Origin of the sequence: Streptococcus australis (assembly GCF_040226615.1) — a bacterium.
Lineage (GTDB): Bacteria > Bacillota > Bacilli > Lactobacillales > Streptococcaceae > Streptococcus > Streptococcus australis_E.
The window spans coordinates 18,121-43,328 of sequence record NZ_JBCOAT010000002.1; the positions used below are offsets into that span (position 1 = coordinate 18,121).

Sequence of the window (25,208 nt, forward strand, 5' to 3'; positions counted from 1 at the left end):
GAAATACAGTATTTTCTTTTAAAACTGCTCCCCATTTTTTCTTAAAAAAACGAAGCTACACCCGTAACTTCGTTTCTTATTTTAGCGAATTTGCTCAAAGTGCAAGTGAACAGCGATGTGGTCTCCATAGCCACTTCGTTCCAAATCGCGTTGCAAACGATAAGAAATATAGTGTTCAGCAATGGTAATATAACCAGCACCAAGTAAACGGTGCTCAACCATTGATTGGATCATGCTGATTGTGGCACGTTCCACTTTCGCTTCTTCCAAATCCATCACAACTTTTTTAGTCACTTGCGCCAAGTTTTGGCGAAGATCATCGGTCAAGACATAGACTGTTTGTGCTGCCTTCAAAACAGCTTGATAGATTTTATCTGGATCAAATTCTACAACTTCACCACTACGTTTAATGACTTCCATCTTATTCTCCTTGATCATCAATATACTTCTATTATCTAAATAAATAGGGGATTTGTCAAGAATCTAAAACGTCAATAATCCGGACGAAGAACTCCCGTAATGATTTCTTTGGTCGCGTGGTAATCCCCATCCACTACAACCTTGATAATGCGCTTCGCTTCCTCAGCAGGAGCTGGCACTAATGGCAAACGAGTTGGCCCTGCTTCAAAGCCCATATAGTTCAAGACTGCTTTAACTGGAGCTGGACTTGGATAAGAGAAGAGAGCATTGACTTTCGGGATAAATTGGCGCTGAATGGCCGCCGCTTTTTTAATATCATTATTCTCAATGGCTTGGAACATTTCGTGCATTTCATCCCCATTGGTATGGGAAGCTACTGAAATAACACCATCTGCCCCTAGGTTCATAGCATGGAAAGCATCTCCATCCTCTCCCGTATAAATGAGGAACTCCTCTGGCTTGTGCTCGATTAGGTAAGCCATATTGGCAAGGGTTGTACACTCTTTTACCCCGATGATATTTGGATGTTCTGCCAAACGAAGCATGGTTTCGGGTGTCATTTCGACAACCACGCGCCCAGGAATGTTATAGATTATGATTGGCAAGTTAGAAGCGTCTGCAATAGCCTTAAAATGCTGGTACATACCTTCTTGAGAAGGTTTGTTGTAGTATGGGACAATCGCTAATCCGGCAGCAAAACCACCAAATTGGTCCACTTCCTTTACAAACTCAATGGAATCTCGGGTTTCATTGGTCCCGACACCCGCAATCAAAGGAACCCGTCCATTCACCACCTTTTGTACCGCCGCAAAAAGTTCTAATTCTTCATCGTGCGTTAGAGTTGGACTTTCAGCTGTGGTACCAGCTAAAAGAATCCCATCTGTGTGATGAGCCAAAAGATGTTCAATAAGCGGAGGAATAGCCTCAAAATTAATCGAACCATCTTCATGGAAGGGAGTGATAAAGGCAGTGATCATTCTACAATTTTTTAAATCTTGATAAGACATACATACTCCTTCTTGAGACAACCATAGGGAAGAGGGACAGCACCAAAAGTTGATAGCTGTCCCCTATACAATTTATTTAGTTAATGAATCATTTCAACTCAAACTTCAACTCAGCTGTTGGGCGCACGAGTCCACGTTCATGAAGGGTTTCTGCAATTTGAACTGAGTTCCAAGCAGCTCCTTTAAGAAGGTTATCAGAAACCACCCACATATGGATTCCCTTTTCAGCATCCAAATCTTTACGGATACGACCAACAAAGGTATCGCGAGAACCAACCGCATTGATAGCTTGTGGGTATACTTGATGAGCAACATCATCTTCCAGAACTGCTCCTGGGAAGGCTGCAATTGCTGCTTTTACTTCATCAATCGGAGCTACTTCTTTGGTTTCAATGTAAACAGACTCTGAGTGAGCTGACAAGACTGGAATACGTACACAGGTTGCTGATACGGCAATGCTATCATTTTCCATGATTTTCTTAGTTTCGTTCGTCATCTTCATTTCTTCATATGTGTAGTCATTATCAGTGAAGACGTCGATTTGAGGAAGGGCGTTAAAGGCAATTGGGTAATGTTTCTTATCGCCACCTGAAGGTAAGATTTCCGCATGCAAATCACGTGGATCCACTCCATCATTCAATACTTCACGCAATTCACGTTGGGTTTCCAGAATGGCTCCCATACCTGCACCTGAAACAGCTTGGTAAGTAGACACGATGATTCGGTCCAAGCCCCATTTTTGACGAACTGGTTCAAGAGCTACCATCATTTGAATCGTTGAACAGTTAGGACAGGCGATGATTCCGTTATGAGCATCAAGAGCATGGGCGTTTACTTCAGGTACAACCAATGGCACATCTGGGTTTTGACGGAAGTAAGAAGTGTTATCTACTACGACCGCACCAGCTTTAACAGCATATGGTGCATATTTAGCTGAAGTTGATCCTCCAGCTGAGAAGAGAGCGATATCTACTCCTGCAAAAGCCTCTTCAGTTGTTTCTTCAATGGTCACGTCTTGCCCTTTGAATTGCAAGACCTTCCCTGCTGAACGCGCAGATGCAAGGTAGCGAATCTTATCAATTGGAAGACTTGATTCTTCCAGCATTTTGATCATTTGTGCACCAACGGCACCTGTAGCACCGACAACAGCAACTGTATATCCCATAATAAAACCTCTTTCGGAATTTTCTAAAAATTTGTGAATTTTATCTATTATACTATTTTTCCCTACAAATGAAAAGTGTATTTTACACTTATAAAAACAAAATAATCCCGATCTAAGACCGGGATAGTTTCTAGATATCGAATAGCTTTTATTGAAAATTAATGGATTTCATAATCCAAATCATTCAAATTCTTCTTGCCTTGAGTATCTTCCAATAAAAATGGCACCTGTTGCATCCCTTTGATACCCGCCACTAGTGAAGTTGGGAAGGTTACTATTGCTTGGTTGATTTGGCTAATATTACTATTAACAATACGTTTAGAAGCTGCCAAATCTTCATTTTCGTCTGCAATTTCTTTTTGCAAGGCCAAGAATTGGTTAGAAGATAAGAGATCTGGATAATTCTCACCTACTGCTCGGATTTGTGCCAAGACATCATTTTGATTGGCAATAACTTGGTTGGATTCTTGGATAGAGGCACCTTGACGAAGGGCTACTAATTCGGTAAAGACTTTCTCTTCATGTTTGGCGTAGGCCTTAGCTGCCTTCAACATTTCAGAAATGGTATCGTAGCGTTTGACAAGAATTATATCAACCGTTCTCTTTGCTTCTTCAATCATGACCTGATAACGATTCAAGCGATTGCTTTCACCGATAAACCACATAACAATGACAAGAGCAAAAACGACGATGGCAATAAATAATCCTAACATAGTTATTCTCCTTTAAATATATTGGTTAATTCATCAATGAGATCAATCTCCCTACAGAGTTTTTGATACTCTGCAGCAATCGAAAGACTTTCGATTGCATCTTTTCTATTCGGTGTTGGGAAAAGGTAGCGGTTAGTATATAAGGAAATATAGAGTGTATCTTGTACTAAATACACACACATAGCATTTTGAGAAATTTGCTGATCAAACCATTCTAGGATCTTGGGTTTTAAGAATTTTCGAGCAGCCAGTTCATCTGTACAATAGATATTGTAATTTTCATTGTTTCGGATATCTTCTGTTTCAATTTGAACTTCATTAGGTCCAGCACCCGGATAGGCACCTTTTAGTTCTCTTTTTAAAAACAAAGATTTCTTGGTTGGAACAACTCTCAAGTGCCCTGGAAATGAGATAGGAGCTTTTAAAGAAAAAATCTGACCAGCAAAATCTTCAACTTCTTCTCTGACCGTATGAGTTTCCCCACTTGAGTCTCTCTTTGTTCGCGTCTCAATATGATAAGCATAGAGATTGGCTACTACGAGATTCTTTTCATCATGGAAAGACAATTGATGAAAGAGATCAAACTTAGTCGATCTCGGACTAATGACCTGCAGGACATTCATTGGGTAGTCAGCTGTCAGAGTTAGCTCCGCTTGAGGAAAAACTTCTTTCAGGATGGGACAAAGAAAATCTGTAATATAAATCTCTTCATTGGATCGAACCTGATCTCCGAATAAGGCTTTTCGTTTTTTGTATGCCGGTAAATAATAAAACACCACTACAAGAAGAATGATAACAATCGCTGCTCGCCATCTAACAAGTTGGAAGGAGAGAAAAGCTAGAATACCACCAAGAATAGTGGCGTTTCTCCAATGAAGATTATTCTTCATTTGTTACTTCATAATGAGCAACTTAGCCTGATATTGTTCTAATTTTTCCAGTTCACTGATACGTTGAAACGTTTCTTGTGACCACTTGTTGTTTGGACTGTTTTGATCATACACTATAACCATCTCCTTTCAAACACAAATGAATCCATTTATTTACATCATTATATCACCGGTAGTCATAAGAGGCAAACAAATTTATGTATTTGCTTACTATGAATTTTTACAAAAAAAATCCCTTACCACATGGTAAGGGATTCGAGGCATCTTTCGATGAGAACAGCAGGTTCACACAACTGTTCAAGGTCCGCTCCTGCGTTACAATTAAATGTAGACCTCCTCAGCGCAAAAGGCTCCTAAGAGCCAATCGACTCATCGCATAAACTTAGTGTACCATGAACGGCCCAAAAAAGTCAAGAGGCTCGTTCTAGACTTCCTTTTAAATAACTTAAAAGAAATTGAGCAAAGCTAAGCTCCTTCTAATTTTTACATTAGGGGCTTCACAGGCCCTTCGATCGTCTTTTGCATCCAGACAATATCATGCCATTGATCAAATTTATAGCCAATTTTAGGAAAATGAGCAACTTTCACATAGCCACGTTTCTCATGGAGGGCGATACTAGCTGGATTTGGCAGGGCAATGCAAGCTAAGAAACGTAAATAACCACGCGCCTCCAACTCCGACTCTAATGCCTCATACAATCGAGAACCCAGACCTTGCCCACGACGATCTTGATCCACATAGACGGATACTTCCACCGCCCAATCATATGCTGATCGATCATAATAGCTTGAGGCATAGGCATAAGCAAGGACTTGACCGTCTACTTCTGCTACTAAATAGGGAAAACGTTGAAGGATCTTTTCGATACGCCCTTCAAATTCCTCAATGGTCGGAACCTGGTATTCAAAAGTGATGGCTGTTTTCTCAACATAGGGAGCATAAATCCTGACAAGTTCAGGAGCATCTTCAAGGGTGACTGGTCGTATCTTCAGCATGGTCTTCTCGCTTTCTATTTCTCTATTATACCCCAAAAGCACAAAAATAGAGGTTGTCCGCCAACCTCTATATATTTTATTAGAACAATCCTAAAGCAGTCCCATCTTCTGCTACATCCATGTTCAAAGCAGCAGGACGTTTTGGTAATCCAGGCATAGTCATCACTTCACCTGTCAAAGCAACAATGAAGCCTGCACCAGTCTTAGGTACCAATTCGCGAATGGTAATGTCAAAACCAGACGGCGCCCCGAGGAGACTTGGATCATCTGAGAAACTATATTGGGTCTTAGCCATACAAACTGGCAACTTGTCCCAGCCATTTTTCACGATTTGAGCAATCTGAGTTTTGGCTTTCTTCTCAAAGACAACATTGTCGGCCCGGTAAATTTCTTGGGCAATCTTAGTGATCTTTTCTTCAACAGAAAGGTCATTATCATAAAGACGAGTGTAGTTGGCTGGACTTGTTTCAAGTGTCTCCACTACTGTTTCTGCTAGGGCCAATCCTCCATCAGCACCATCAGCCCAAACGCTCGCCAATTCAACAGGAACTTGAATAGAAGCACAGAGTTCTTTCAGAGCTGCAATTTCAGCTTCTGTATCTGTGACAAATTCATTAATAGCCACTACTACAGGAACTCCGAATTTACGCATATTTTCCACGTGGCGCTCCAAGTTAGCAAAACCTGAACGAACAGCTTCTACATTTTCTTCAGAAAGAGCATCTTTAGCAACTCCACCATTCATCTTCAAAGCACGAATCGTTGCGACAATCACCACTGCAGATGGGCTAACAGGGAGATTTGGTGTTTTGATATCCAAGAATTTTTCAGCTCCCAAATCCGCCCCAAAACCTGCTTCTGTTACCATGTAATCGGCTAAACGAAGAGCGGTTGAGGTAGCTAAAACCGAATTACATCCATGGGCAATATTAGCAAAAGGTCCCCCATGAACAAAAGCTGGAGTTCCATAGATGGTTTGAACCAAGTTTGGCTTGATCGCATCTTTCAGGATTAAAGCAAGCGCCCCTTCCACTTCTAAATCGCGGACATAAACTGGACTACGATCATAGCGGTACCCGATCACAATATTAGCCAAACGGACTTTCAAGTCTTCAATATCTGTCGCCAAGCAAAGGATGGCCATAATCTCAGAAGCAACAGTGATATCAAACCCATCTTCACGAGGAATCCCATTGAGAGGGCCGCCGAGACCGACAGAAACATGACGCAAAGCACGGTCATTCAAGTCCACTACCCGTTTCCAGATAATCCGACGTTGGTCGATGCCTAGCTCATTTCCTTGATGCAAATGATTGTCGATCAAAGCTGAAAGAGCATTGTTGGCTGTCGTAATGGCATGCATGTCACCCGTGAAATGAAGGTTGATATCCTCCATAGGAAGAACTTGGGCATAGCCTCCACCTGCTGCTCCCCCTTTAATCCCCATTACTGGACCTAAGGAAGGTTCACGAATGGCAATCATGGTTTGTTTCCCGATTTTATTTAAAGCATCTGCCAAACCAATGGTGATGGTAGACTTCCCTTCACCTGCTGGAGTCGGATTAATAGCTGTCACCAAGATAAGTTTTCCTGGCTCTTCCTTCTGAACCGCTTGGATCTTATCAAAGGTTAATTTCGCCTTGTACTTTCCATAGAGTTCTAAGTCATCGAACTGAATCCCTAATTTCTCTACCACATCTGTGATTGGTTTCAATTCAATACTTTGTGCAATCTCGATATCTGTCTTCATCTGAATCTCCTCACTATATAATAAATCTATTATACAGAAATTTCACAAGGATATATATTTTAAATTTCAAACTTTTCCAGTTCGTTCGGATTTTGCCTTTAAAATAGACCTTTTCGCCCTTTATTCCAATTTCTTATAGCTATCTATACGAAATAACTATGAGTCCCCTATTCCTACCCATTACTTCCATTTTCCCCCACAAAAAAACAAAAGAAGACCCGTGTTCTTGGCTTTACTAAAATATAAAATTCTTGTAAAATAAGCCTATGAATATTTTGATTACTTCTGGTGGAACGAGTGAAAAAATCGATCAAGTTCGTTCGATTACTAACCATTCCACTGGTCGACTTGGAAAAATCATTTCCGAACAATTTTTAGAGGCAGGATTTTCTGTGACTTTGGTGACCACCCCAACTGCGGTTCAACCGAAAGCACATCCTCGTTTAACAAAAGTGATCATCAAAGATGTCGCTGAACTTCAGACAGCTCTTGAGAAAGAAACTCCAACACACCAAGTCCTCATCCATGCAATGGCTGTCTCTGACTACAGTCCTGTCTATATGTCAGGTTTTCAAGCCGTCAAAGAAGCTACTAATTTAGAGCAATTTCTCCAGCAAACCAATCAAGAACCGAAGATTTCATCGGAAGAAGATTACCAAATCCTCTTTTTGAAGAAAAATCCTAAGTTGATTTCCTTAGTAAAAACATGGAATCCAGACATTCGCTTGATCGGCTTTAAACTGCTGGTTGGTGTAGCACAGGATCAACTCCTAGCCGTTGCTCGTGCAAGTCTCGAAAAAAATCAGGCAGAAATGATTGTTGCCAATGACTTAAGCGAAATTCAAGACGGAAAACATCGAGCTTACTTAGTTACGAAAGATGCTACTCAAATAGCCGAAACGAAATTGGATATTGCTCAAAAAATTTATCATCACATTAGGAACAAAGGATAAAACCTATGGCGAATATACTACTGGCTGTAACTGGGAGCATTTCTGCCTACAAGGCAGCAGACCTCACCAGTCAATTGACCAAGCTCGGTCACCAGGTAAAGATTCTTATGACTCCTGCAGCTACAGCTTTTATTACCCCTCTAACACTTCAGGTCCTCTCCAAACAAGCTGTCCTGGTAGAGGTCATGACAGAAGACGATCCAAAACAAATCCAACATATTGACTTGGGGAAAGAGGCTGATCTTTTTCTAGTCGCTCCTGCAAGTGCCAATACCATTGCAAAACTTGCCATAGGGCTAGCGGATAATATGGTGACGAGCACAGCTCTAGCCTTGCCTCAAGGAACTAAAAAAATCCTAGCCCCCGCTATGAATACGAAAATGCTGGAACACCCAGCTACCCAACGAAATCTAAAACTTTTACAAGACTACGGCTATCAGATTATTCAACCTCGCCATGCTACTCTGGCTTGTGGCGATCAAGGGTCTGGAGCTTTAGCTTCTATCGAAACCATTCTAACTACTATACAGGAGTCACTTTCATGAAAAAATCTTCATCCATTTCACGCATTGCTATATTTTTCGCGGTAATGATTACCATCCATTTTACAACTTCCTTCATCTTACATTTTGTACCATCAGGTATTCAGCCAACCTTGGTTCATATTCCTGTTGTGATCGCGTCTATCATTTACGGGCCACGAATCGGAGCTACCTTAGGATTGCTTATGGGACTATTTAGTTTAACGATGAATACCCTTGTTTTAACACCTGCAAGCCACCTCTTTAGTCCCTTTGTACCAAACGGAAACTTCTATTCCCTCCTTATTGCAATAGTTCCACGTATCTTGATCGGAATAACACCTTACTATATCTATCAATTAATGCGCAATCGTACCGGGTTAATAACAGCCGGCATTGTCGGATCCATGACCAATACCGTTTTTGTTTTAAGTGGGATTTACTTCTTTTTTGGTAGTCAATTCAAAGGTGGAATCAACGATTTTCTAGCCTTGATTGTGTCTACAAACTCACTTATCGAAGTTATTGCAACGGTTCTGATCACTAGTGCCGTTGTCCCAGCCCTTGAAAAAATAAAATAAACAGTTGAGTAGGGCTATAAAAGCTGATGAAATCAGCGTAGTAGAGCCCACTCGAAAACTGCGTCTTGCTCGACAATCCAAAGACAATTGAGAGGCTAGGACTTTTGTCCCAGCCTCTTTTTTTCTATCCAAAATTCCCCCTTTATTTTTGAAAAGATTTACAATTATCGCTAGAATTTTCTGAAAAAATTTGCTATAATGTAAGCGATTAATTTATAGAAATAAGGAGTTGCACTATGACTTATCAAGAAAACTTCCAAAAATGGGCTGATTTCGCGGACCTACCAGATTACCTTCGTCGTGATTTGGAAAGCATGGATGAAAAAACGAAGGAAGATGCCTTCTACACAAACCTTGAATTCGGTACTGCTGGTATGCGCGGATTGATTGGTGCTGGGACTAACCGCATTAATATCTACGTTGTTCGTCAAGCAACTGAAGGTTTGGCGCGTTTGATCGAATCTAAAGGTGGAAATGAAAAAGAACGTGGTGTAGCCATCGCCTACGATAGCCGTCACTTCTCTCCAGAATTTGCCTTTGAATCAGCAGCCGTTCTTGCAAAACACGGTATTAAATCCTATGTCTTTGAAAGTCTCCGTCCAACTCCAGAACTTTCATTTGCTGTTCGTCACCTAAACTGTTTCGCAGGGATCATGATTACTGCTAGCCACAACCCTGCTCCGTTTAACGGATACAAGGTTTACGGTGAAGATGGTGGTCAAATGCCTCCACACGACGCGGACGCTTTGACAACCTACATCCGTGCCATCGACAATCCATTCGCTGTAGAAGTTGCGGATGTTGAAGCTGAAAAAGCATCTGGTTTGATTGAAGTCATCGGTGAAGCTGTCGATACTGAATACCTCAAAGAAGTAAAAGACGTTAACATCAACCCAGCCTTGATTGAAGAGTTTGGCAAAGACATGAAGATTGTCTACACTCCTCTTCACGGTACTGGTGAAATGTTGGCTCGTCGTGCTCTTGCTCAAGCAGGATTTGACTCTGTTCAAGTCGTTGAAGCTCAAGCAACTCCAGACCCTGACTTCTCAACTGTAAAATCACCAAACCCAGAAAGCCAAGCAGCCTTTGCTCTTGCAGAAGAACTTGGTCGCCAAGTAGGAGCTGATGTTCTTGTGGCAACTGACCCTGACGCTGACCGTGTCGGTGTTGAAGTCCTTCAAAAAGACGGTAGCTACCTTAACCTTTCAGGTAACCAAATCGGTGCTATCATGGCTAAGTACATCTTGGAAGCTCACAAAAATGCTGGCACTCTTCCAGAAAATGCAGCCCTTTGCAAATCTATCGTATCAACTGACTTGGTAACGAAGATTGCTGAAAGCTACGGCGCAACTATGTTTAACGTCTTGACTGGTTTCAAATTCATTGCTGAAAAGATTCAAGAATTCGAAGAAAAACACAATCACACTTACATGATGGGATTTGAAGAAAGCTTCGGTTACTTGATTAAACCATTCGTACGTGATAAAGATGCGATTCAAGCTGTCCTTGTCGTTGCTGAGCTTGCTGCTTACTACCGCTCTCGTGGTTTGACACTTGCTGACGGTATCGAAGAAATCTACAAAGAGTACGGCTACTATGCTGAAAAGACAATCTCTGTTACACTTTCTGGTGTTGACGGTGCTGAGCAAATCAAAGCGATTATGGCGAAATTCCGTGAAAACGGGCCAAAAGAATTTAACTCAACAGAAGTTTCAATCACTGAAGACTTCAAAGCACAAACATCTACTGCTGCTGATGGCACTGTAACAACCTTGACAACTCCTCCAAGTGATGTATTGAAATACACACTTGCTGATGGTTCTTGGATTGCCGTTCGCCCTTCAGGTACAGAACCAAAAATTAAGTTCTACATTGCCGTTGTTGGTGAAAGCAACGAAGATTCTCAAGCTAAAATTGCTAACATCGAAGCTGAAATCAATGCCTTTGTAAAATAAGAAACCACAAAAGATGAGATCAACCAATCTCATCTTTTTTTCGTATCAAAATACAGCATTTTTTCGCCCTTTATGGCATACTAGATTTATAAGAAAGCGAGGTAATCTCATGGAACAATTTTTAGAAGATATTAAAGATCTTGAAGTAACCACTGTTGCGCGTGCGCAAGAAGCCATCGACCAAAAAGAAACAGCAACCTTCTTTATTGGACGCAAGACTTGCCCATATTGCCGAAAGTTCGCTGCTAAATTAGCAACGGTAGTAGCCGAAACTAAAGCTCATATCTACTTCATTAATAGTGAAGAACCAAGTCAACTGGATGCTTTGCAAGTCTTCCGCTCAACCTATGGCATTCCAACTGTTCCTGGATTTTTACATGTCGAAGCCGGTGAAGTTACCGTTCGCTGCGACTCATCCATGTCAGAAGAAGAAATCAAAGCATTCGCTCATCTATAAAAAAAATAGCTAGAGATTATTCTCTAGCTATTTTTCATTTTCTGTAAAAGTCGTCCAAATCTTCTGCTGGGGTTTGGCAAAAGGAAAGGCCGAAAATTCTTCCGGTTTTAACCAAATAGTTGATTCACTGGTTGCTTGTTCTCCTTCTTTTACCAATCCGTACCGAAGTTGAACCTGCCACTTGCGGTGCGAAAAGACATGCTGGACCATGGGATAAGTTCTCTCTTGCCAATCAATGACTAAGTCATAGTCCTGTTCAAAGGAGAGAATCTCTAGATTGCTCTCTGCTTGTTCCTTCTCATCCAGTAGAGACAATTGGCCCAGGTTCTCAGATAGACTATCCACTTCAATCAAGGGAAAATGCCAGAAGCCTGACAAGAGTCCCTCTCGCTCATTTTTTTCCAGCAGGTAGCGCTCTTGACTATCCTTTATAATAAAGGCTGTTAAATAAACGGGTACTGGTTTCTTCTTTGGAGCCTTGATGGGATAGCGATCCATGGTCCCATGCTGATAGGCCGCGCTAAACTCTTTTACAGGACTCTCTTCGGGCCGTGGATTGACTGGTGATTCAATATCTGAGCCCAGATCCATCAAAGCCTGATTGAAATCACCCGGACGCTCTGGATCGATCAAGACTTCCATCATGGCTTGAAAAATCTTACGATTAGTCGGAACTCCGATATCGTAGTCAACCTCAAACAAACGAGCTAAAACCCGCATGACATTGCCATCCACTGCTGGCTCTGGCAAGCCAAAAGCAATACTGGCAATGGCACCAGCTGTATAAGGTCCAATTCCCTTGAGTTTAGAGATAGCCTCATAGCTTGATGGGAAAACACCCCCATGGTCCTCCATGATTTGCTGGGCAGCTTTCTGCATGTTGCGGACCCTCGAGTAATAGCCCAAGCCCTCCCAAGCTTTTAAGAGCTTTTCTTCAGGGGCTTGAGCTAAATCCGCAATGGTCGGAAACCAATCCAAAAAACGCTCATAATAAGGAATAACCGTATCGACACGTGTCTGCTGGAGCATAATCTCTGAAATCCATATTTTATAAGGATCCTGCGTCCGTCTCCAGGGGAGATCCCGTTTATTGGCATCATACCAGGCTAATAACTTTTCTCGGAAAGAGGCAATTTTTTCCTCCTCCCACATGATAATCCCGTAATCTTTTAAATCCATCATATTCCTAGTATACCATAGAATGACTTCTACTTTAGAGATTCTGACTCTACCATAAAAAGGCCTAGGAAATCCCTAAGCCTTTCAATCATTCTTATTGTTCCACAGCTTGAGCTGCTGTGATCAAGGTCAATTTGTAAACGTCATCTGCATTACATCCGCGAGAAAGGTCGTTAACTGGTTTGTTCAACCCTTGCAAAACTGGTCCTACTGCAGCAAAGCCACCGAGACGTTCTGCCATCTTGTACCCAATGTTACCAGCCTCAATACCTGGGAAGATAAAGACATTAGCTTGTCCTGCCACCTTGCTTCCTGGAGCTTTCAATGCTGCTGTTTCTGGTACAAAGGCAGCGTCAAATTGCAATTCCCCATCAATTTCAAGGTCTGGACGAAGTTCATGAGCGATTTTTGTTGCTTCCACAACTTTATCAACACTTTCACCGAAACCAGAACCTTTGGTTGAATAGCTCAACATGGCGATTTTCGGATCGATGCCAAACATCTTGGCTGTGATAGCAGAGTTGATGGCAATTTCAGCCAAACCTTCAGCATCTGGATTGATGTTAATCGCACAGTCTCCAAACAAGTAACGTTCAGAACCACGAACCATGAGGAAGGCACCTGAAGTGCGTTTGACATTTGGACGAGTTTTGATAATTTGAAGGGCTGGACGAACAGTTGCAGCTGTTGAGTGAATCGCACCTGAAACCATACCATCAACGATTCCCAGATGTACCAACATAACACCAAAGTAGTTGACATCGTCTTGCAAAATTTGACGTGCTTCTTCTTCTGTCATTTTACCCTTCCGACGTTCTACCAAGGAAGCTACCATCTCATCAAAGCCTGCGTAAGAATGCGGGTCGATAACTTCGTATCCTTCCAAAACTCCTTCAATTTCAAGGTAAATACGAATCTTATCTGGATTACCAAGCAAGACAGGTGTAACGTCTGTTTCTTTTACAATCCGTTTTGCTGCTTGCAGAATACGAGGCTCTTCCCCTTCTGGTAACACAATACGAGCATTCTTACCAACGAGGTTGGTTTTGAGGCTTTCAAAAACTTCCATGAGTTTCTCCTTTGAAAAAAATTAAATATTTGATAACTGTTTTAAGACTCGGCTAAAATCATCTGGCAGAGAGCTTTCAATTCGGAGCTCCTCTTCCAAAAAAGGATGATAAAAAGCCAAGGAATGGCAATGCAAGGCTTGTCGAAGAATCCCATCTTCTAACGAACCTCCATAGAGATCATCTCCCAAAAGTGGAAAACCAATATGAGAAAAATGAACGCGAATCTGATGGGTCCGGCCTGTATGCAACTGGATATCCACCAGATGAATATCACCAAAAGACTGGACAACTTGGTAGCTGGTATGAGAATACTTGCCACCTTTTGCTACCTTTCGGGTAATAATGGAGTCTTCATCACGCGCAATGGGGGCTATGATATCCCCCTTGCTTTCCAACTTACCCTTGCCCTTTACCAATGCAAAGTAACGTTTTTGAATCGTCTTAGCCTGAAGTTGCTTATCCAAGCGAGCATGGGCATAGCCATGTTTGGCAAAAAGCATGATCCCACTGGTATCCTTGTCTAAACGGGTGACAATATGAACGAGCTGATTTTCATACTGATTGCGAACATAGTAACCCTTGACAAAGTTCGCAATGGTGTTGGAATGAAGGGAGCTAGGAATGGATGCCACTCCTGCTGGTTTGTTGATAACCAAGAAATGATCGTCTTCGTACAAGATTTCCAAATCACGATCAATGGCCTCCAAAGCTTCATAACCTTCCTCAGAGGGAATATCAATCGTTACCTTATCTCCGATATCCAGAAGATAAATGGCATTTTGTTCAACGCCATTGACTAAAATCTGGCCTCCAGAAAACTTGATCTTGGCCAATAAGCCTTTTGAAACCTGATGTTTCTTCAGAAAGGTTTTAACCTTGACATGTTCATCTGCAATAAACTCGAACCTCATTCGTCAATATCTCCGATAAAGGCATCCTTGACCCGATTCCAGAAACTGGTATGGCTTGGGCTCGCTACGAAATTGATCTTGTGGTTATCAATCTGGTACTCGATATGGGCGATATTTCGATAGGAATAGGTTGAATTATCAACAGAGAGAATGTGAAAACCTGGCCGGCTAGGAGTGATTTCAATCTTATCTTTTTTGGGAACAATAATCGATGACCCCAAAGTTCGATAGACACGATTATTCAGACTAGCGATTTCAGCAATCTGAAGCGCTTCGATCGTCGGGTGAAGAACAGCTCCTCCCAAAGATTTGTTATAAGCTGTGCTACCTGTAGGGGTCGAAACCGTAATGCCATCCCCTCTGAATCGCTCAAAATGAACGCCATTGATGGTTAAATCAGCCACCATGGTTCGATCGCTGCGTTTGATTGTCGCTTCGTTAAGAGCTCGCATAATCTTCGTATCCCCATTATCAAAGGTCACTTTGACATTAAGGATTGGGTAAGATACCTTGGCACCTGTATCGAACTTGAGATTTTCTACCAACTTGTCAATCTCATCATCTAAATAGTCCGTATAAAATCCAAGATGACCCGTATGCACTCCAACAAAACGAACCCGATCTAATTGACTCTCGTACTTATGAAAAGCCGAGAGCAACATACCATCCCCACCGATAGAGATCACGATATCCGGATGCTTCTCAGTTAAGATAAAATTATTCTTTTTTAATTTATAACGAAGTTGTTGAAAAACCTCTTCGCTCTGGCGTTTTCGATTCCGAATAATCGAAACCTTTTTACCTGTAGTCCTCATCTGTATCATCACTATTTCCGACGCCATCGTTTAATTTACGATGCATTGGATCAAAAAGAGCTTGCGCCTCCTGAATGGCATCACGAATGGCACCCATTTCCTCATCGAGTTGATAAGCCAAATTCGCGGTGACTTCAAGACGCTTCTTAATCTCGTCCGGAAAATCTCCTTTATATTTGTAATTTAATGAGTGTTCAATGGTGGCCCAGAAATTCATAGACAAAGTACGAATCTGAATCTCTGCCAAAATCGTTTCATAGCCATTAATGGTATCTACTGGATACTCTACCACTACATGATAGCTTCGATACCCACTTGATTTCTTGTGACGAATATAGTCTCGTTCTTGAACCACGCGCATATCCTGACGCTTCCGCAAGACTTCTAGGACTTCGTCTACGTCATCTACAAATTGAACCATGATCCTCAGACCAGCAATATCTTGCATATCTTGAGCCAGGTTCTCTTCAGATATACTTCTGCGTTCCATCTTTTCGAGAATACTCTCAATCGGCTTCACACGACCGGTCACAAACTCGATTGGGGAATGCTTTTGTTGTTTGCGATACTGCTTTCTTATCCCACGAAGTTTAATCTTCAACTCCCCAACTGCTTGGATATAGGGATCTAAAAAATTTTCCCAATCAATCGCCATTGAATCACCTTGTCATCTCAAAGTTTTTTGTATAAAATAAACACATCTATTATTATATCATAAAGAGCTTGCAAACGAAAGAAAAGGACGTAGCTATGAATCATTTAGAAATTGAATTTAAAACCTTACTAACCAAAGAAGAGTACCATTCTCTAGAAGACTTTTTCAAGGACCAACCTCCTATCCGACAAACCAATCACTATATTGACACGCCCGACCAAGCTATCCGGAATCATCGGATGGCCTTGCGAATTCGTACCTTAGCTGATCGAGCTGAGCTAACCCTTAAAGTACCGCAAGATGCGGGACATTTTGAATACAATCAAGCCCTTACTTTTGAACAAGTAGAAGCCTTTCTCTCCAAGAAGAAACTCCCTCAAGGTGATATTGCCAGCTTTCTCACTGATTTAGACATTCCTCTAACTTCCTTAGATGTCTGGGGAAGTCTAGAAACAGAGAGACGGGAGAAAAGAATCCCTAAAGGATTATTAGCTTTTGACCGTAGTCGCTATAACTCTATCGAGGACTATGAGTTGGAGATGGAGGTAGATGACGCCTCAGATGAAACTTATTTTCACGAATTTCTCAAGGAAAAACAAATTGAATACAAGCCAGCAAAAAGTAAAGTAGCAAGATTGGCTCAAAGTTTGCTAAATAGCTGAAATTACTGAATTTTTTTGCTAAAATAAGTCTAGACAAAAATATCTAAATGAGGATCAAACACATGTCAGAAAAAAACAATATGAAGCTCTTCGCACTCAACTCCAACCAAGAAATTGCACAAAAAATTTCAGAAGTTGCTGGCATCCCACTCGGAAAGCTTTCTTCACGTCAATTCTCAGATGGTGAAATCCAAATTAATATCGAAGAAAGTGTGCGTGGATATGATATTTACATCATCCAATCTACTAGCTACCCTGTTAACAATCACTTGATGGAATTGTTAATCATGGTAGATGCTTGCCAACGAGCAAGTGCCCATACCGTTAACGTGGTCCTTCCATACTTTGGGTATGCTCGTCAAGACCGCACTGCTGCTCCTCGCGAACCAATTACAGCAAAATTGGTTGCCAACATGCTTGTCAAGGCAGGGGTAGACCGTGTTGTAACCCTTGATCTTCATGCGGTTCAAGTACAAGGCTTCTTCGATATCCCAGTAGACAACTTGTTCACGATTCCTCTATTTGCTGATCACTATATCAAACAAGGTTTAACCGGTTCAGATGTAGTGGTTGTCAGCCCTAAAAATTCTGGAGTGAAACGCGCCCGCAATCTTGCAGAATATCTAGATGCTCCAATTGCTATCATCGATTACGCCCAAGACGATTCCAGCCGTGACGAGGGCTACATCATCGGGGATGTTAAAGGTAAAAAAGCAATCCTAATCGATGATATTTTGAATACAGGAAAAACCTTCTCTGAGGCTGCAAAAATTGTCCAACGCGACGGCGCTACTGAGATTTATGCTGTTTCTAGTCACGGACTTTTCGTTAAGGGAGCTGCGGAATTACTAGACCAAGCACCGATTAAAGAAATTTTAGTTACAGACTCTGTAGCAACCAAAGAGCAAAAACCCCAAAATGTAAAATACATTACTGCAAGCGAATTGATTGGAGATGCCCTTGTACGTATCCAAGAGCGTAAACCAGTTAGTCCACTCTTTGCATACCACAAGAAATAAGGTGATGTCGTGATTTATTTTGACAATGCGGCAACCACTCCCCTAAGCCCAGGAGTAATCAAGGTGATGACAGAAACGATGGAAACCAGTTTCGGAAATCCCTCTAGTCTCCACTCCCACGGTCGCCAAGCGAAAAAGATTCTTAGAGACGCTAGGGAATGCGTTGCAACTTGTTTAAAGACCTCTAGTCAACAGATTATCTTCACATCTGGCGGGACCGAAAGCAATAACACTGTTATAAAGGGCTACTGTCTCAAACATAGACAGCAAGGGAAGCATATTATTACCACGGCTATTGAGCACCATGCCGTTCTTGAACCAATTGAGTACTTGGTCCAAGAATATGGATTTGAAGTAACCATCATTCAACCGGTCGATCAAAAGATTCGACCTGAAGATATTCGAGCTGCACTTCGTCCCGATACAATTTTAGTATCTACCATGTATGCCAACAACGAAACGGGTGATCTCTTGCCTATCAAGGACATTTCAGACCTTTTAAAAGACCATCCTGCTGCTTTTCATGTCGATGCAGTTCAAGCCGTTGGTAAACTTGCTGTAGCCCCTGAAGAGCTAGGAGTTGATTTTCTAACCGCATCGGCCCATAAATTTCACGGACCTAAGGGAGTTGGTTTTCTCTATGCTAAAAAGCCTGACTTCTTCAATCTCTTACACGGAGGTGACCAAGAAGACAAGCGTCGAGCTAGTACAGAGAACTTGATTTCAATTGCAGGAATGGCTCAAGCCCTCAAAGAAGCAACTGATCAGTTAGACGCAAATTATCAGTATATTCAGCGCTTATCTGATCGTATCCTAACTGGCCTAGAAGATTTAGATTTCTATCTGAATAGCACAGACTCCAAACTTCCTCATGTCTTAAACATCGGCTTCCCTGGTATCAGCAATGATATCTTACTGCTTCGTTTAGATATGGCGGGAATTTCAGTCTCAACTGGCTCGGCTTGTACTGCGGGGACTGTTCAGCCAAGTCATGTCCTTGCAGCTTATTACGGCGAAGATTCACCCCGCTTGAAGGAATCTATTCGCATTAGTTTATCCGAATTCAATACGACTGCTGAAGTCGATACTTATATAACAACTATTCACAAAATTTTAGGAGAATTACATGGCATTTGAAACATCTGTCTCATTACCAAACTGCGATTACACATACGCAATCCATCCAAATATTAAAAAATATACCCTACGCGACAATACCTTTGCACAAACAAAGGTTGGAAACTACGAATTAAATCGTTTGTTAGAAGCTATTCCAAATAGCGGAGATGGCTTTAAGTTAAAAATTATCATCAATAAGGATTTAACAGGATTTAAAATTAACATTACTGACAAGTCAGGCCTTCGTTTGGTAAATATTTTTAAAAATCCAGAAAACAAGATTATCCAACAAAAATTCTACTTCCTCATGGACAGTTTAGTTGAACGTGAAATCTTTGAAAGGATTGAAAACTAATGACCAATGGTCCTGTAGTCCTCACCTATTTGGATGCATACCAAAAGGAACGTCAGGTTAGCTACGACAACATCGATCACTGTCTATTAGCCTTCTCAGGCTGTGTTTCCATTCCAGATTCCTATCAGGTTGTTTCTGTTACCTACAAGGAGCATACCTTACCTTTCACTGGAAAAATCGGTGACTTTTATCGCTATCTGATTCAGTTCGATCAGAGTTTAAGAAATTCCAATTAAGAAAGAAAAACACCATTTTGGTGTTTTTTTAGTAGAAGATAGTTGCTTTTTTCACAAACTTTTTATAAAATAGATTTGAAAGGTTGTGATATTGTGAAACAAGATAAGTCTAATCCAATTCCTCGTGCTACTGCCAAACGACTCTCCTTGTATTACCGCATTTTTAAACGCTTTAATGCAGAGAAAATCGAGCGAGCAAATTCAAAACAGATTGCTGAAGCCATCGGGATTGATTCCGCAACTGTTCGTCGAGACTTCTCCTACTTTGGAGAGCTTGGACGACGTGGTTTTGGTTATGATGTCAAAAAGTTAATGAACTTCTTTGCCGATCTCTTGAATGATAACTCCATCACCAATGTTGCTATCGTCGGGATTGGAAATATGGGGAGTGCCCTTCTTCACTATCGCTTCCATGAGCGAAATAAAATGAAAATTGTCATGGCATTTGATACGGATGATCATGAGTTAGTCGGCACTAAAAGTAAAGATGGTATTCCGATTCACGGCATCTCCTCACTAAAAGAAAAACTTGAGGGAAAAGAGATTCAAACAGCTATTTTAACCGTTCCAAGTGTAAAATCTCAAGAAGTTGCAGATTTACTAGTTGAAGCTGGTATCAAGGGAATCCTTAGCTTTTCTCCAGTCCACTTAACAGTTCCAAAAGATGTGGTAGTCCAATATGTCGACCTAACCAGTGAACTGCAAACCCTTCTCTACTTTATGCGCAAGAATTCATGATAAGCAAAGAGGCTGGGACAAAAGTCCTAGCCTCTCAATTGTCTTTGGATTATTGAGCAAGACGCAGTGGTTGAGTGGGCTCTACTACGCTGATTTTATCAGCTTTTACAGCCCTACTCAACTGTGCGGAGGTGGGACGACGAAATCGAATTCTAACGAATTACCGATTTCTGTCCCACTCTCTTTTTCTATACCAATAAATCTGTTTCTTCCCGATAGCTATAATAATCATCAGTTGAGACAATCAGATGGTCCAGAAAAACAATTCCTAGACAATTGCAGGCTTCAATCATTTGTTGGGTGACACCATCATCATTCTTGCTAGGATGAATGATACCGGACGGGTGGTTGTGAACCAAGATTATGGATATCGCCATATGCTTGATGGCATAGTGCAAGATTTCCCTCGGTTCTGCAATGCTACGATTGACTGTTCCGATAAAGATCACTTGCTGATGGATAATTTGATTTTGGGTATTCAGATACAGGGCCAATAAATGTTCCTGTTTCTCATGGCCTATTTTTTGTTGCATCATTTTTGCCAGCTTCTGACTACTCATGATTTGTTCCGTTTCAATCACTTCCGAAGTCTGTATTCGTTTCCCTAGTTCAATAGCAGCTAACAGCTCAATGGCTTTAACTTTCCCAATTCCTGGAACTTCCTGTAACTCCTGAAAACTCATACTAGCCAGTTCTTTTAAACTCTTTAGTGAGCCCAGCAGGTCCTGAGCGATCTCGTAGACTGGTTTATTTTTGTTCCCCGTCCGTAATAAGATGGACAGCAATTCTTGATGACTGAGCTTATCAGGTCCTTCTGTTAGCAAACGTTCTCTAGGTAAGAGACCTGATTCTTGAAATACAATATGATACATAAAAAACCTCCTCAATTAATAATTCGCAATTGAGGAGGAAAAAGGACGATTCTGTATAAATTAAATTGGACAAACTACTTCTCTTAAGTTTTCAAGAATTCGAGTTTCTTCATTTGAGAAGTTAATTCTATAGCACTCTTGCACTTGTTCCAATGACGCAAGAAATTGACGAATTTCGTATCGAATTAAGTGTTCTTGATCATCAGGAAGGTTTTCAATGGTTTCGAAGACCTGTTCAACTTCGTAGATCCCCTTGGTAATGAGCCCTGTTTTGGGGAAATCATTGACCAGTAAGCCATAGAAGTTTCTTAACAAAGTATAGATATCTTCTGTGCGCATTCGGTTCCTCCAAGTTTCTTTCTATCACTCTTCTATTATAAAATAGAAAGCATGCAAAAATATGTCAGTCAGGTAACATTTTATGACTATCCTCTTACAAGTCGGCAGAAAATTAACAGAAAAAAAGGGGGCAAGGACCCCTTTTCAGATTAAAAAAAAAGTAATTTAAAAAACTTTCCTTAGGTGAGTACGGACGTCAGCGAACTTCGTAGAAGTTCCATGACTAATTATTGAGTCTCTTCGCTCTTTAATTTCTTGGCTCAGGCTAAAACAGTTCCCCAAACTGTTTTACTCTCAATAATTCCGAGTGCCTGAATTAACAGTGTTTCAGGAACTTTTCTCACAGCGGAAAGTTTTTCTTCTTCTTAAATGAGTAAAAATAAAAGTCATTTTTTGAAAATCATCCAGCTGTTTTATGTAAAATAACAATTTGTCTACATTCAAAAAAGAGGTCAAGGACCTCTCTTTTTAAGTTGATTATAATTGCATTTGATTATAAGATTTTGTGAAAGCTTCCAGTATATCTTTTGGTGCTTTTGAGTAATCTACTGAAGTTTCCAAAGTACCTTTTACAATCGTACGATAAGTTGCTGCGGCATCCTCACAGGTCACCAAGGTGATTTCATTTACCCCTTCACGATCTGCAATGACATCGACCCGATCTGGTGTCACTGTCTCAACAGAATTGATGACATAGGTATACACCTTTTCCTTATCAGTGATATAGATTTTCATTCCAGCTTTGGCATGTTCTAATGGGGAAAAGAGCATTTCATTTGCCCCTGTCAAACCAAAGACATGGTGACTAGCCAAGGAGTAATTCCTTTCCCCCATAATCTGGTCCTCTTTCATGGTACCAGCCCCATAATAGAGTCCCACATTATCTAAGCCTTTAAAAATCGGAAGGTTCATCTTCAACTCAGGGATTGCTATCCCCCCAATAACAGGCAACTTCTGCGCCTGCCACTGGGCATTGATAACAGATTCTGTAGAAAGCGATTTGACTTCTTTAAAATCAAAGCTAGTCTTGGCATCTTTATTCTTATCGATTGTCTTTTTTGATACCTTGTTGACTTGATACTGATTGGTATGCCACACCATGATCATGTTCCGAATCGGAGCATTAAAGATCAAGGCAATAGACAAAAGGATTAGTAAGGTAGCAAAGATATTAATCAAGCGATTGCGTAAGCTTGTTTTCTTCTTTTTTCTTCTTGAAGCCATTTTTTATCCTACCCTTCACTTTCAGTTTCAGTGTCTGACTCATCTTTATCGTCAGCTTGAACCGTTGTAAAGGTTACGATTTGGGCATCTTGATCCAGACGCATCACTTTCACACCCATGGTCGAACGTCCAGTTTGAGAAATATTGGCGACGCTGGTACGAATCATGACACCTGTATTGGTGATAATCATCAAATCCTCATCTCCTTTGACAGTCATGAGACCGGCCAGAGGACCATTCTTATCAACCACATTAGCAGTTTTAATCCCTTTACCACCACGTCCTTTTGTTGGATACTCATCAGCACGCGTTCGTTTACCGTACCCCTTTTCAGTGATGATCAATACTTCATCTTGATCTGTAATCACACTTGCACCGACCACTTGGTCGCCTGGACGGAGGTTGACACCTCGAACCCCAGTTGCCGAGCGACCCATGTTCCGTACAACAGACTCTTTGAAGCGAACAGAATAACCAAATTTGGTCCCGATTATTACGTCCGTATTTCCATCGGTTAGGAAGACGTTAATCAGCTCATCCTCGTCTTTAAGGTTAAGAGCTTTCAAGCCATTTTGACGAATATTGGCAAACTCAGCTACACTGGTCCGTTTTACCAAACCTGAGCGGGTTGTAAAGAAGAGATAAGCGTCTTCACTACGATCCTGAGCGACGTTAATAATGGTCTGAATGGATTCTCCGTCATCTAACTTGAGCAAGTTGACAATTGGAAGTCCCTTAGCTGTACGGCCGTATTCAGGGATTTCATAGCCTTTCAGACGGTAAACCCGTCCCTTATTGGTAAAGAAGAGCAAACGATCATGGGTGCTGGTAGAAACCAATTCACGGACAAAGTCATCATCTTTGACCCCTGTACCTTGAACACCACGTCCCCCACGTTTTTGAGCAGTAAATTCATCTTGATCCAATCGTTTGATGTAGCCCTTGTTAGAGAGAGTGATCAAAACATTGCTTTCTTCGATCAAATCTTCGTCTTCTAGTGATAGAACTTCTCCTACCATCAATTCTGTCCGACGTGGATCTCCAAACTTCCGTTTGACCTCGTCCAATTCTTCCTTGATAATCGCAACTACACGCTCTGGCTTGGCTAAAATATCAGCAAGATCAGCAATCAAGGCAACGAGATCATCGTATTCGCTTTGAATCTTGTCACGTTCCAAACCAGTCAAACGACGAAGACGCATATCCAAGATAGCTTGGCTTTGACGCTCAGAAAGCTTGAACTTACTCATCAATTCTGCTTGTGCTTCTGCATCTGTCTGGCTATTACGGATGATTTTAATCACTTCATCGATGTGATCAAGAGCGATTAAGAGACCTTCCAAGATATGGGCACGAGCTTCCGCCTTCTCTTTATCAAAGATGGTCCGACGAGTCACCACTTCTTTTTGGTGCTCAATATAAGATCCTAAAATCTCACGAAGAGAGAGAATCTTAGGGACACCATTTTGGATAGCCAACATGTTGAAACCAAAGTTGGTTTGCATTTGGGTCATCTTGAAGAGGTTGTTTAAGATAACATTGGCTGAGGCATCGCGACGGACTTCGATGACGAAACGAACCCCTTCCCGGTTAGACTCATCCCGAACTGCTGTAATCCCATCGATTCGTTTTTCTTGAACCAAACGAACGATATGCTCATGCACTTTGGTCTTGTTGACCATATAAGGAAATTCTGTAACGACAATGCGTTCACGGCCTGTCTTGGTCTCTTCAATTTCCGTCCGAGACCGCAAGACAATCGAGCCTTTTCCTGTTTCATAGGCCTTATGAATACCCGATTTGCCCATGACCAAGGCTCCGGTAGGGAAATCTGGTCCAGGAAGCACCTCCATTAGTTCACGTGTGGTCACATCAGGATTGTCCATCATTAGTTTGACAGCATCAATAGACTCACCAAGGTTGTGTGGAGGAATATTTGTCGCCATCCCTACCGCAATCCCTGTCGCTCCATTGACTAACAAGTTAGGGAAGCGAGCTGGAAGAACGTTTGGTTCGCGTTCACTGGCGTCATAGTTATCTGTGAAATCAACTGTATTCTTGTTGATATCCCGAAGCATTTCAAGAGCAATCTTGCTCATACGAGCTTCTGTATACCGCTGGGCCGCGGCTCCATCACCATCCATAGAACCAAAGTTCCCATGCCCATCTACAAGCATGTAACGATAGCTCCACCATTGAGCCATCCGAACCATAGCCTCATAAATTGAGGAGTCCCCGTGTGGATGGTATTTACCCATAACATCCCCAGTAATACGGGCAGATTTCTTATGTGGTTTATCTGGAGTAACCCCAAGTTCATTCATTCCATAAAGGATCCGACGATGAACTGGCTTTAAACCATCCCGCACGTCAGGAAGAGCCCGAGACACGATAACACTCATAGCGTAATCGATAAAACTGGTCTTCATTTCTGATGTTAAATTAACATCAATTAAATTATTATCCTGCATTAAAACAATGCCTCTCTTTAATTAATTCACTCTACTATTATAACATATTCTGCCTTATTTTTCTGGTTTCTAACACATTCATAAAAACGTTTACATAGGCAAAATGGTCGTAATTCCGTGACAAAAAAATGCAAA

The 25,208-nt window shown here is 41.4% G+C and carries 27 protein-coding genes; 11 read left to right on the forward strand and 16 right to left on the reverse strand.

The window, feature by feature from the left end:
- Positions 1 to 81: 81 nt before the first annotated feature.
- The 7 genes from ABT997_RS02460 to ABT997_RS02490 form a co-directional block, all read right to left on the reverse strand.
- Positions 82 to 420: an ATP cone domain-containing protein gene (locus ABT997_RS02460; RefSeq protein ID WP_006597242.1), complete on the reverse strand. Its 339-nt coding sequence runs from the start codon at positions 418 to 420 to the stop codon at positions 82 to 84.
- 71 nt (positions 421 to 491) lie between these two features.
- Complete coding sequence (gene dapA / locus ABT997_RS02465) at positions 492 to 1,427, reverse strand: 4-hydroxy-tetrahydrodipicolinate synthase (RefSeq protein WP_129269112.1); 936 nt, start codon at positions 1,425 to 1,427, stop codon at positions 492 to 494.
- A gap of 88 nt (positions 1,428 to 1,515) precedes the next feature.
- Positions 1,516 to 2,592 carry an aspartate-semialdehyde dehydrogenase gene (locus ABT997_RS02470; RefSeq protein ID WP_154852825.1) on the reverse strand — a complete coding sequence of 359 codons (1,077 nt, stop codon included), beginning with the start codon at positions 2,590 to 2,592 and terminating at the stop codon, positions 1,516 to 1,518.
- A 158-nt stretch (positions 2,593 to 2,750) separates the two neighbouring features.
- Positions 2,751 to 3,305, reverse strand: coding sequence for a LemA family protein (locus ABT997_RS02475; protein WP_048715957.1), 555 nt, complete (start codon positions 3,303 to 3,305; stop codon positions 2,751 to 2,753).
- A 2-nt stretch (positions 3,306 to 3,307) separates the two neighbouring features.
- Positions 3,308 to 4,195 (reverse strand): DUF3137 domain-containing protein, encoded by an 888-nt coding sequence (locus tag ABT997_RS02480; RefSeq protein ID WP_229102040.1) that lies wholly within the window; start codon positions 4,193 to 4,195, stop codon positions 3,308 to 3,310.
- A gap of 483 nt (positions 4,196 to 4,678) precedes the next feature.
- Positions 4,679 to 5,191, reverse strand: coding sequence for a GNAT family N-acetyltransferase (locus ABT997_RS02485; protein WP_048715955.1), 513 nt, complete (start codon positions 5,189 to 5,191; stop codon positions 4,679 to 4,681).
- Positions 5,192 to 5,270: 79 nt separating this feature from the next.
- Positions 5,271 to 6,941, reverse strand: coding sequence for a formate--tetrahydrofolate ligase (locus ABT997_RS02490; protein ID WP_154852822.1), 1,671 nt, complete (start codon positions 6,939 to 6,941; stop codon positions 5,271 to 5,273).
- A 266-nt stretch (positions 6,942 to 7,207) separates the two neighbouring features.
- Here ABT997_RS02490 and ABT997_RS02495 point away from each other — a divergent pair, with 266 nt between their 5' ends.
- The 5 genes from ABT997_RS02495 to ABT997_RS02515 all read left to right on the forward strand — a co-directional run bounded on the left by ABT997_RS02495 (position 7,208) and on the right by ABT997_RS02515 (position 11,408).
- The gene (locus tag ABT997_RS02495) at positions 7,208 to 7,894 is read left to right on the forward strand and encodes a phosphopantothenate--cysteine ligase (RefSeq protein ID WP_154852818.1); all 687 of its coding nucleotides are present in this window, start codon (positions 7,208 to 7,210) and stop codon (positions 7,892 to 7,894) included.
- A 5-nt stretch (positions 7,895 to 7,899) separates the two neighbouring features.
- Positions 7,900 to 8,439 carry a phosphopantothenoylcysteine decarboxylase gene (gene coaC, locus ABT997_RS02500; protein WP_048715950.1) on the forward strand — a complete coding sequence of 180 codons (540 nt, stop codon included), beginning with the start codon at positions 7,900 to 7,902 and terminating at the stop codon, positions 8,437 to 8,439.
- A complete protein-coding gene (locus ABT997_RS02505; protein ID WP_129269106.1) occupies positions 8,436 to 8,996 on the forward strand; it encodes an ECF transporter S component in 561 nt (186 codons plus the stop codon). The genes coaC and ABT997_RS02505 overlap by 4 nt, the downstream gene beginning before the upstream one ends.
- Positions 8,997 to 9,232: 236 nt before the next feature.
- Positions 9,233 to 10,951: a phospho-sugar mutase gene (locus tag ABT997_RS02510; protein WP_048715947.1), complete on the forward strand. Its 1,719-nt coding sequence runs from the start codon at positions 9,233 to 9,235 to the stop codon at positions 10,949 to 10,951.
- A 109-nt stretch (positions 10,952 to 11,060) separates the two neighbouring features.
- A complete protein-coding gene (locus ABT997_RS02515; RefSeq protein ID WP_048715945.1) occupies positions 11,061 to 11,408 on the forward strand; it encodes a DUF6568 family protein in 348 nt (115 codons plus the stop codon).
- 27 nt (positions 11,409 to 11,435) lie between these two features.
- On the opposite strand, the gene mutY is transcribed toward ABT997_RS02515, so the two are convergent.
- From mutY to yjbM, 5 genes are all read right to left on the reverse strand, one after another.
- Complete coding sequence (gene mutY, locus ABT997_RS02520; protein ID WP_048715943.1) at positions 11,436 to 12,590, reverse strand: A/G-specific adenine glycosylase; 1,155 nt, start codon at positions 12,588 to 12,590, stop codon at positions 11,436 to 11,438.
- Positions 12,591 to 12,681: 91 nt separating this feature from the next.
- Positions 12,682 to 13,656 carry a phosphate acetyltransferase gene (gene pta, locus ABT997_RS02525; RefSeq protein ID WP_023023173.1) on the reverse strand — a complete coding sequence of 325 codons (975 nt, stop codon included), beginning with the start codon at positions 13,654 to 13,656 and terminating at the stop codon, positions 12,682 to 12,684.
- 21 nt (positions 13,657 to 13,677) lie between these two features.
- Complete coding sequence (locus ABT997_RS02530) at positions 13,678 to 14,568, reverse strand: RluA family pseudouridine synthase (RefSeq protein WP_154852815.1); 891 nt, start codon at positions 14,566 to 14,568, stop codon at positions 13,678 to 13,680.
- A complete protein-coding gene (locus ABT997_RS02535) occupies positions 14,565 to 15,383 on the reverse strand; it encodes an NAD kinase (protein WP_281281320.1) in 819 nt (272 codons plus the stop codon). The genes ABT997_RS02530 and ABT997_RS02535 overlap by 4 nt, the downstream gene beginning before the upstream one ends.
- Positions 15,367 to 16,038 (reverse strand): GTP diphosphokinase, encoded by a 672-nt coding sequence (yjbM, locus tag ABT997_RS02540; RefSeq protein WP_048690012.1) that lies wholly within the window; start codon positions 16,036 to 16,038, stop codon positions 15,367 to 15,369. The genes ABT997_RS02535 and yjbM overlap by 17 nt, the downstream gene beginning before the upstream one ends.
- Before the next feature lie 95 nt (positions 16,039 to 16,133).
- On the opposite strand from yjbM, the gene ABT997_RS02545 reads away from it, so the two are divergent.
- The 6 genes from ABT997_RS02545 (at position 16,134) to ABT997_RS02570 (ending at position 20,167) form a co-directional block, all read left to right on the forward strand.
- Positions 16,134 to 16,700, forward strand: a complete 567-nt coding sequence (locus ABT997_RS02545) for a CYTH domain-containing protein (protein WP_048716258.1) — start codon at positions 16,134 to 16,136, stop codon at positions 16,698 to 16,700.
- A 62-nt stretch (positions 16,701 to 16,762) separates the two neighbouring features.
- Complete coding sequence (locus ABT997_RS02550; protein WP_048715937.1) at positions 16,763 to 17,719, forward strand: ribose-phosphate diphosphokinase; 957 nt, start codon at positions 16,763 to 16,765, stop codon at positions 17,717 to 17,719.
- 9 nt (positions 17,720 to 17,728) lie between these two features.
- The gene (locus ABT997_RS02555; protein ID WP_154852813.1) at positions 17,729 to 18,856 is read left to right on the forward strand and encodes a cysteine desulfurase family protein; all 1,128 of its coding nucleotides are present in this window, start codon (positions 17,729 to 17,731) and stop codon (positions 18,854 to 18,856) included.
- On the forward strand, positions 18,846 to 19,193 hold the full coding sequence (locus ABT997_RS02560; protein WP_129822080.1) for a DUF1831 domain-containing protein: 348 nt from the start codon (positions 18,846 to 18,848) through the stop codon (positions 19,191 to 19,193). The genes ABT997_RS02555 and ABT997_RS02560 overlap by 11 nt, the downstream gene beginning before the upstream one ends.
- On the forward strand, positions 19,193 to 19,429 hold the full coding sequence (locus tag ABT997_RS02565; RefSeq protein ID WP_129822081.1) for a DUF4649 family protein: 237 nt from the start codon (positions 19,193 to 19,195) through the stop codon (positions 19,427 to 19,429). Before ABT997_RS02560 ends, ABT997_RS02565 begins: the two co-directional genes overlap by 1 nt.
- A 93-nt stretch (positions 19,430 to 19,522) precedes the next feature.
- Positions 19,523 to 20,167 (forward strand): redox-sensing transcriptional repressor Rex, encoded by a 645-nt coding sequence (locus ABT997_RS02570; protein WP_350018648.1) that lies wholly within the window; start codon positions 19,523 to 19,525, stop codon positions 20,165 to 20,167.
- A 188-nt stretch (positions 20,168 to 20,355) separates the two neighbouring features.
- Here ABT997_RS02570 and radC read toward each other — a convergent pair whose 3' ends face one another.
- From radC to gyrA, 4 genes are all read right to left on the reverse strand, one after another.
- A complete protein-coding gene (gene radC / locus ABT997_RS02575; protein ID WP_154852806.1) occupies positions 20,356 to 21,039 on the reverse strand; it encodes a RadC family protein in 684 nt (227 codons plus the stop codon).
- Positions 21,040 to 21,099: 60 nt separating this feature from the next.
- A complete protein-coding gene (locus ABT997_RS02580; protein ID WP_048715928.1) occupies positions 21,100 to 21,378 on the reverse strand; it encodes a hypothetical protein in 279 nt (92 codons plus the stop codon).
- 477 nt (positions 21,379 to 21,855) lie between these two features.
- Positions 21,856 to 22,602 (reverse strand): class A sortase, encoded by a 747-nt coding sequence (locus ABT997_RS02585; RefSeq protein WP_154852803.1) that lies wholly within the window; start codon positions 22,600 to 22,602, stop codon positions 21,856 to 21,858.
- An 8-nt stretch (positions 22,603 to 22,610) separates the two neighbouring features.
- The gene (gyrA, locus tag ABT997_RS02590; RefSeq protein ID WP_154852800.1) at positions 22,611 to 25,073 is read right to left on the reverse strand and encodes a DNA gyrase subunit A; all 2,463 of its coding nucleotides are present in this window, start codon (positions 25,071 to 25,073) and stop codon (positions 22,611 to 22,613) included.
- Positions 25,074 to 25,208: the final 135 nt, after the last annotated feature.

Coding starts and splice junctions, on each gene's coding strand:
- ABT997_RS02505 (WP_129269106.1), top strand. CDS start 8,436: ATGAAAAAATCTTCATCCATTTCACGCATTGCTATATTTTTCGCGGTA.
- radC (WP_154852806.1), bottom strand. CDS start 21,039: ATGTATCATATTGTATTTCAAGAATCAGGTCTCTTACCTAGAGAACGT.
- ABT997_RS02460 (WP_006597242.1), bottom strand. CDS start 420: ATGGAAGTCATTAAACGTAGTGGTGAAGTTGTAGAATTTGATCCAGAT.
- coaC (WP_048715950.1), top strand. CDS start 7,900: ATGGCGAATATACTACTGGCTGTAACTGGGAGCATTTCTGCCTACAAG.
- ABT997_RS02580 (WP_048715928.1), bottom strand. CDS start 21,378: ATGCGCACAGAAGATATCTATACTTTGTTAAGAAACTTCTATGGCTTA.
- ABT997_RS02535 (WP_281281320.1), bottom strand. CDS start 15,383: ATGAGGACTACAGGTAAAAAGGTTTCGATTATTCGGAATCGAAAACGC.
- gyrA (WP_154852800.1), bottom strand. CDS start 25,073: ATGCAGGATAATAATTTAATTGATGTTAATTTAACATCAGAAATGAAG.
- dapA (WP_129269112.1), bottom strand. CDS start 1,427: ATGTCTTATCAAGATTTAAAAAATTGTAGAATGATCACTGCCTTTATC.
- ABT997_RS02550 (WP_048715937.1), top strand. CDS start 16,763: ATGTCAGAAAAAAACAATATGAAGCTCTTCGCACTCAACTCCAACCAA.
- ABT997_RS02475 (WP_048715957.1), bottom strand. CDS start 3,305: ATGTTAGGATTATTTATTGCCATCGTCGTTTTTGCTCTTGTCATTGTT.
- ABT997_RS02560 (WP_129822080.1), top strand. CDS start 18,846: ATGGCATTTGAAACATCTGTCTCATTACCAAACTGCGATTACACATAC.
- ABT997_RS02485 (WP_048715955.1), bottom strand. CDS start 5,191: ATGCTGAAGATACGACCAGTCACCCTTGAAGATGCTCCTGAACTTGTC.
- ABT997_RS02545 (WP_048716258.1), top strand. CDS start 16,134: ATGAATCATTTAGAAATTGAATTTAAAACCTTACTAACCAAAGAAGAG.
- mutY (WP_048715943.1), bottom strand. CDS start 12,590: ATGATGGATTTAAAAGATTACGGGATTATCATGTGGGAGGAGGAAAAA.
- ABT997_RS02490 (WP_154852822.1), bottom strand. CDS start 6,941: ATGAAGACAGATATCGAGATTGCACAAAGTATTGAATTGAAACCAATC.
- ABT997_RS02585 (WP_154852803.1), bottom strand. CDS start 22,602: ATGGCTTCAAGAAGAAAAAAGAAGAAAACAAGCTTACGCAATCGCTTG.
- ABT997_RS02515 (WP_048715945.1), top strand. CDS start 11,061: ATGGAACAATTTTTAGAAGATATTAAAGATCTTGAAGTAACCACTGTT.
- ABT997_RS02530 (WP_154852815.1), bottom strand. CDS start 14,568: ATGAGGTTCGAGTTTATTGCAGATGAACATGTCAAGGTTAAAACCTTT.
- ABT997_RS02480 (WP_229102040.1), bottom strand. CDS start 4,195: ATGAAGAATAATCTTCATTGGAGAAACGCCACTATTCTTGGTGGTATT.
- ABT997_RS02470 (WP_154852825.1), bottom strand. CDS start 2,592: ATGGGATATACAGTTGCTGTTGTCGGTGCTACAGGTGCCGTTGGTGCA.
- pta (WP_023023173.1), bottom strand. CDS start 13,656: ATGGAAGTTTTTGAAAGCCTCAAAACCAACCTCGTTGGTAAGAATGCT.
- ABT997_RS02565 (WP_129822081.1), top strand. CDS start 19,193: ATGACCAATGGTCCTGTAGTCCTCACCTATTTGGATGCATACCAAAAG.
- ABT997_RS02495 (WP_154852818.1), top strand. CDS start 7,208: ATGAATATTTTGATTACTTCTGGTGGAACGAGTGAAAAAATCGATCAA.
- ABT997_RS02510 (WP_048715947.1), top strand. CDS start 9,233: ATGACTTATCAAGAAAACTTCCAAAAATGGGCTGATTTCGCGGACCTA.
- yjbM (WP_048690012.1), bottom strand. CDS start 16,038: ATGGCGATTGATTGGGAAAATTTTTTAGATCCCTATATCCAAGCAGTT.